The sequence below is a fragment of the Pseudomonas sp. PS02303 genome (genome assembly GCF_029959925.1).
GTDB classification, from domain to species: Bacteria; Pseudomonadota; Gammaproteobacteria; order Pseudomonadales; family Pseudomonadaceae; genus Aquipseudomonas; species Aquipseudomonas mandelii.
Window position 1 is genome coordinate 1 of sequence record NZ_JASCOM010000307.1, and the last position, 6,402, is coordinate 6,402.

Genomic DNA, 6,402 nt, shown 5'->3' on the forward strand with positions numbered 1-6,402 from the left:
CTCCTACGGGTTTTGTGTCGTTCGCAAGTTCGGGTATCGACACAAAACCCGTAGGAGCGAGGCTTGCCCGCGAAGGGGCCGGACCTGCTAAAACAGTCCTTCGCAACACTGTAAATCCGGCTTTTCCCGTCTACCTTGAAGGATTCTGCAAAAGCTTGGCGTTTGGTGATCCGAGAGCTGGCACGTATGATGCTTCACAAACTTCCGCAGATTAGAAGCCTATGTCCCTGATAGTTCTACTGCTTCTGCCTTTTATTGGCAGCTGTCTGGCGGCTTTGCTGCCACACAACGCGCGTAATACCGAATCTTTACTGGCTGGCCTGGTGGCTTTGATTGGCACCGTCCAGGTTGCCCTCTTGTACCCGCAAATCGCCGATGGCGGCGTCATTCGTGAAGAATTTTTCTGGCTGCCCAGCCTGGGCCTGAACTTCGTCCTGCGCATGGACGGCTTCGCCTGGCTGTTCTCGATGCTGGTGCTGGGCATCGGCACGCTGGTTTCTTTATACGCCCGCTATTACATGTCGCCGGACGATCCGGTGCCGCGTTTCTTTGCGTTTTTCCTGGCGTTCATGGGGGCGATGCTCGGGTTGGTGATCTCCGGCAACCTTATCCAGATCGTGTTTTTCTGGGAGCTGACCAGCCTCTTTTCATTCCTGTTGATCGGCTATTGGCACCACCGCGCCGATGCGCGACGCGGCGCCTATATGGCGCTGATGGTCACCGGCGCGGGCGGTTTGTGTTTGCTGGCGGGGGTGATGCTGCTCGGCCATGTGGTCGGCAGCTATGACCTGGACAAGGTCCTGGCCGCCGGCGACCTGATTCGCGCGCATCACCTCTACCCTATCCTGCTGCCCCTGATCCTGATCGGCGCCCTTAGCAAAAGTGCGCAATTCCCCTTCCACTTCTGGCTGCCCCACGCGATGGCAGCGCCGACACCGGTTTCGGCTTATCTGCACTCGGCGACCATGGTCAAGGCCGGGGTGTTTCTGCTCGCGCGGCTCTGGCCGTCGTTGTCCGGCAGTGAAGAATGGTTCTACATCGTCAGCGGCGCCGGGGCTTGCACCCTGTTGCTTGGCGCGTACTGCGCGATGTTCCAGAACGACCTCAAGGGTTTGCTGGCCTACTCGACCATCAGCCACCTCGGTCTCATCACCTTGTTGTTGGGACTTAACAGTCCGCTGGCCGCCGTGGCCGCCGTGTTTCACATCCTCAACCACGCCACGTTCAAGGCCTCGCTGTTCATGGCCGCCGGGATCATCGACCATGAAAGCGGCACCCGTGACATCCGCAAGCTCAGCGGCCTGATCAAGCTGATCCCGTTCACCGCCACCCTGGCCATGGTCGCCAGTGCCTCGATGGCCGGTGTGCCGCTGCTCAACGGCTTCCTGTCCAAAGAGATGTTCTTCGCCGAAACCGTGTTCATCAACGCCACGGCCTGGGTCGAGATGACCTTGCCAATCGTGGCGACCATCGCTGGTACTTTCAGCGTCGCCTACTCGCTGCGCTTTACCGTTGACGTGTTCTTCGGCCCGACCGCCACCGACCTGCCCCACACCCCGCACGAACCGCCACGCTGGATGCGCGCGCCGGTGGAGTTGCTGGTGTTCGCCTGTCTGGTCGTGGGGATTTTCCCGGCGCAAGTGGTCGGCCCGTTGCTGTCCGCTGCGGCCCTGCCGGTGGTGGGCGGCACCTTGCCGGAGTACAGCCTGGCGATCTGGCACGGCTGGAACGCGCCGATGATCATGAGCCTGATCGCCATGTCCTGCGGCATCGTGCTCTACCTGCTGCTACGCAATCAGCTCAAGCGCGGGCGTTTCAAATACCCGCCGATCATTGGGCGTTTCAACGGCAAGCGCCTGTTCGAACGCAGCCTGGTGGTCATGATGCGCCTGGCCCGTCGGCTGGAGCGGCGAATCAGCACCAAGCGTCTGCAAACGCAATTGTTCCTGGTGGTCCTCGCGGCGGTGTTCGCCGGATTGATTCCGATGCTGCACAGCAGCCTGAGCTGGGGTGACCGGCCGAAGATTCCGGGCTCGATCGTGTTCGTGACCTTGTGGCTGCTGGCGATTGCCTGTGCCCTCGGCGCGGCGTGGCAGGCCAAGTATCACCGGCTCGCGGCCCTGACCATGGTCAGCGTCTGCGGCCTGATGACCTGCGTCACCTTTGTCTGGTTCTCGGCCCCGGACCTGGCATTGACGCAACTGGTCGTGGAAGTGGTGACTACGGTGCTGATCCTCCTCGGTCTGCGCTGGTTGCCACGGCGGATCGAAGAGGTGTCGCCCCTGCCGAGCACCCTGCGCAAGGCGCGCATCCGCCGGATCCGCGACTTGCTGCTGTCGAGTGTCGTCGGTGGCGGCATGGCGTTGCTGGCCTACGCGATGCTGACGCGCCAGACGCCCAACCACATTTCCTCGTTCTACCTCAGTCGCGCCCTGCCCGAAGGCGGCGGCAGCAACGTGGTCAACGTGATGCTGGTGGACTTCCGTGGTTTCGATACCCTCGGTGAAATCACCGTGTTGGCCGCCGTGGCCCTGACCGTCTTCGCCCTGCTGCGACGCTTCCGACCGCCGAAAGAAAGCCTGCAATTGCCGGCTCAGCAACGCCTGCTGGCGCCCGACGTCGTCACCGACCTGGTCAACCCGCGCCATGCCAGCGACACCGCGCTCGGTTTCATGATGGTCCCGGCGGTGCTGGTGCGCCTGCTGCTGCCGATTGCGGTGGTGGTGTCCTTCTACCTGTTCATGCGCGGGCACAATCAACCGGGTGGCGGTTTTGTCGCCGGGCTGGTGATGTCGGTCGCCTTCATCCTGCAATACATGGTTGCCGGCACCCAGTGGGTCGAGGCACAAATGAGCCTGCGACCGTTGCGCTGGATGGGCACCGGCCTGTTCTTCGCCACGATCACCGGGCTCGGCGCGATGGCGGTCGGGTATCCGTTCCTGACCACCCACACCTGGCATTTTGAACTGCCGGTGCTGGGCGACATTCACATCGCCAGTGCGCTGTTCTTTGATATCGGCGTGTACGCCGTGGTGGTCGGTTCGACGCTGTTGATCCTCACCGCCATCGCTCACCAATCGGTCCGGGGTCACAAGACCGCTGCCCTGCCCAGATCCGTCGCCACCAAAGGAGCCGTCTGATGGAAGAAGTCATCGCAATCGCCATCGGCGTGCTCGCCGCGTCCGGCGTCTGGCTGATCCTGCGGCCACGGACGTTTCAGGTGGTGATGGGCCTGTGCCTGCTGTCCTACGGCGTCAACCTGTTCATCTTCAGCATGGGCAGCTTGTTCATCGGCAAGGAGCCGATCATCAAGGACGGCGTGCCCCAGGACTTGCTGCATTACACCGACCCCTTGCCGCAAGCGCTGGTGCTGACCGCCATCGTGATCAGCTTCGCCATGACCGCGCTGTTTCTGGTGGTGTTGCTGGCCTCGCGTGGCTTGACCGGAACCGACCACGTCGATGGCCGGGAGCCTAAAGAATGAATGCGATGACGCACCTGATCGCGGCACCGATTCTGCTGCCGCTGCTGACCGCCGCCCTTATGCTGATGCTCGGCGAGAAACACCGCCCGTTGAAAGCCAAGATCAACCTGTTCTCCAGCCTGCTGGGCCTGGGGATTTCCGTGCTGTTGCTGCAGTGGACGCAAGCCACTGGCGTGCCCGGTTCGATCGGCGTCTACCTGCCGGGCAACTGGCAGGTGCCATTCGGAATCGTGCTGGTGGTCGATCGCCTGTCGGCGTTGATGCTGGTGCTGACCGGGATCATCGGCGTCAGTGCCTTGCTGTTCGCCATGGCCCGTTGGGACGGCGCCGGTTCGAGTTTCCACGCACTGTTCCAGATTCAGATGATGGGCCTTTACGGCGCGTTCCTGACGGCGGATCTGTTCAACCTGTTCGTGTTTTTCGAAGTGCTTCTGGCGGCCTCCTACGGCCTGATGCTCCACGGTTCGGGCCGGGCGCGGGTGTCCTCGGGCTTGCATTACATCTCGATCAACCTGCTGGCGTCGTCGCTGTTCCTGATTGGCGCGGCGCTGATTTATGGCGTCACCGGCACGCTGAACATGGCCGACCTGGCGCTGAAAATCCCGCTGGTGCCGGAAGCCGATCGCGGCCTGCTGCACGCCGGCGCGGGGATTCTCGCGGTGGCGTTCCTGGCCAAGGCAGGGATGTGGCCGCTGAACTTCTGGCTGGTGCCGGCCTATTCCGCCGCCAGCGCACCGGTGGCGGCGATGTTCGCGATCATGACCAAGGTCGGCGTCTACACCTTGCTGCGCTTGTGGACCTTGCTGTTCTCCGGCCAGGCCGGGGCGTCGGCGTACTTTGGTGGCGACTGGCTGATTTACGGCGGCATGGCGACCATCGTCTGCGCCGGCGTGGCAATCCTCGCCGCACAACGACTGGAACGCATGGCCAGCCTGAGCATTCTGGTGTCGGCGGGGATTCTGCTGTCGGCCATCGGCTTTGCCCAGCCGAACCTGATCGGCGCGGCGCTGTTCTATCTGGTCAGCTCGACCTTGGCGTTGAGCGCGTTGTTCCTGTTGGCCGAGCTGATCGAGCGCTCCCGTTCGGCCAATGAAATGCCGCTGTTCGACGACGGCGACCTGCTTCCACGGCCGATGGAATCCCTGCAACCGCCCAAAGGCATCAACCTCGATGACGAACAGAAAGCCGTGGTCGGCCAGGTGATTCCCTGGACCATGGCCTTCCTCGGCTTGAGCTTCATTGCCTGCTCGCTGCTGATTATCGGCATGCCGCCGTTGTCCGGGTTTATCGGCAAACTCAGCCTGTTGAGTGCCCTGCTCAACCCGTTGGGGTTGGGCAATAGCACCGATGTGCCGATATCGAACGCGGCGTGGGGCTTGCTGGCGTTGCTGATCCTGTCCGGGCTGGCGTCGTTGATTGCCTTCTCGCGGCTGGGCATCCAGCGTTTCTGGACACCCGAAGAACGGCCATCACCGTTGCTGCGCCGCTTCGAGTGCGTGCCGATCATCGTCCTGCTGGGGCTGAGTGTTGCGCTGACCTTCAAGGCCGAACCGCTGATGCGCTACACCCAGGCGGCCGCTGACGCCTTGAACAATCCGCAGCAATACGTGATGGCGGTACTGGGCACGCGTGTGGTGCCGAGCCCGGAAGCCAGGGCGGCGATGCTGGAGGTGCAGCCATGAAGCGTCTGTTTCCGGCACCGTGGTTGTCCCTGGCATTGTGGCTGTTGTGGCTGGTGCTGAACCTGTCGATAAGCCCCGGCAACCTGTTGCTGGGCGCGGTGCTGGGGTTCTGCGCGCCGCTGATGATGCGCAAGCTGCGGCCGCTGCCGATCCGCATTCGTCGACCGGGGGTGATCCTGCGTTTGTTCTTCCTGGTCGGTCGTGACGTGCTGGTGTCCAACCTCGTCGTGGCCTGGGGCGTGCTCAATGCCGGTCGCCGTCCACCGCGCTCGCGCTTCATCAAGGTCCCGCTGGACTTGCGCGATGCCAACGGCCTCGCGGCACTGTCGATGATCTGCACGGTGGTTCCCGGGACGGTCTGGTCGGAACTGGCGCTGGACCGCAGTATTCTGTTGCTGCACGTGTTCGATCTGGAGGATGAAACGCTGTTTATTGAGCACTTCAAGGCGACCTACGAGCGCCCCTTGATGGAGATCTTCGAATGAGCGAATTGCTGTCGAACGCGATCCTGCTGAGCCTGTTCATCTTTTCGCTGGCGATGATCCTGACCCTGATTCGCCTGTTCAAAGGCCCGTCGGCCCAGGACCGGGTTCTGGCACTGGACTACCTGTACATCATCGCGATGCTGATGATGCTGGCGCTTGGCATTCGATATGCCAGTGACACTTACTTCGAGGCGGCGCTGCTGATCGCCCTGTTCGGCTTCGTCGGCTCGTTTGCCCTGGCCAAATTCCTGCTGCGTGGCGAGGTGATCGAATGAACGCGGAACTGTCTCTGTGGGTTGAAATACCCGTGGCGATCCTGCTGGTGCTCGGCAGTCTGTTTGCGCTGATCGGCGCCATTGGCCTGGTGCGGATGAAGGATTATTTCCAGCGTATGCACCCGCCGGCACTGGCCTCGACCCTGGGGGCGTGGTGTGTGGCGCTGGCCTCGATCATCTATTTTTCGGCGCTGAAGTCCGGGCCGGTGCTGCATGCCTGGCTGATTCCGATCCTGTTGTCGATTACGGTGCCGGTGACCACATTGCTGCTGGCGCGGGCGGCGCTGTTTCGCAAGCGCATGGCGGGGGATGATGTGCCGGCTGAGGTGAGTAGTCGGCGCACAGAAAGCGGGAGTTAGTTCAGAAGATTTGTGTTGGATGTCAGGGCCTCTTCGCGGGCAAGCCTCGCTCCTACAGAATCGTGGGAAATCACCAACGTGTGATCGACCCAAAACCTGTAGGAGCGAGGCTTGCCC

The 6,402-nt window shown here is 62.2% G+C and carries 6 protein-coding genes; all 6 read left to right on the plus strand.

Translation table 11 applies throughout. From position 1 onward, the window contains the following. The first annotated feature begins 221 nt into the window (after positions 1–221). Genes QMX98_RS31100 through QMX98_RS31125 form a run of 6 tightly spaced genes read left to right on the plus strand, consistent with a single transcriptional unit; the run spans position 222 to position 6,285 of the window. Complete coding sequence (locus QMX98_RS31100) at positions 222–3,140, plus strand: monovalent cation/H+ antiporter subunit A (protein WP_282411903.1); 2,919 nt, start codon at positions 222–224, stop codon at positions 3,138–3,140. Continuing rightward, positions 3,140–3,484: a Na+/H+ antiporter subunit C gene (locus QMX98_RS31105; protein WP_007986256.1), complete on the plus strand. Its 345-nt coding sequence runs from the start codon at positions 3,140–3,142 to the stop codon at positions 3,482–3,484. The genes QMX98_RS31100 and QMX98_RS31105 overlap by 1 nt, the downstream gene beginning before the upstream one ends. Next, on the plus strand, positions 3,481–5,166 hold the full coding sequence (locus QMX98_RS31110; RefSeq protein ID WP_102595422.1) for a monovalent cation/H+ antiporter subunit D: 1,686 nt from the start codon (positions 3,481–3,483) through the stop codon (positions 5,164–5,166). Before QMX98_RS31105 ends, QMX98_RS31110 begins: the two co-directional genes overlap by 4 nt. Beyond that, on the plus strand, positions 5,163–5,651 hold the full coding sequence (locus QMX98_RS31115; RefSeq protein WP_010459665.1) for a Na+/H+ antiporter subunit E: 489 nt from the start codon (positions 5,163–5,165) through the stop codon (positions 5,649–5,651). The genes QMX98_RS31110 and QMX98_RS31115 overlap by 4 nt, the downstream gene beginning before the upstream one ends. After that, on the plus strand, positions 5,648–5,926 hold the full coding sequence (locus QMX98_RS31120) for a K+/H+ antiporter subunit F (protein WP_007935991.1): 279 nt from the start codon (positions 5,648–5,650) through the stop codon (positions 5,924–5,926). Before QMX98_RS31115 ends, QMX98_RS31120 begins: the two co-directional genes overlap by 4 nt. Continuing rightward, on the plus strand, positions 5,923–6,285 hold the full coding sequence (locus tag QMX98_RS31125; RefSeq protein WP_010459660.1) for a Na+/H+ antiporter subunit G: 363 nt from the start codon (positions 5,923–5,925) through the stop codon (positions 6,283–6,285). Before QMX98_RS31120 ends, QMX98_RS31125 begins: the two co-directional genes overlap by 4 nt. The last annotated feature ends 117 nt before the right edge of the window (positions 6,286–6,402 follow it).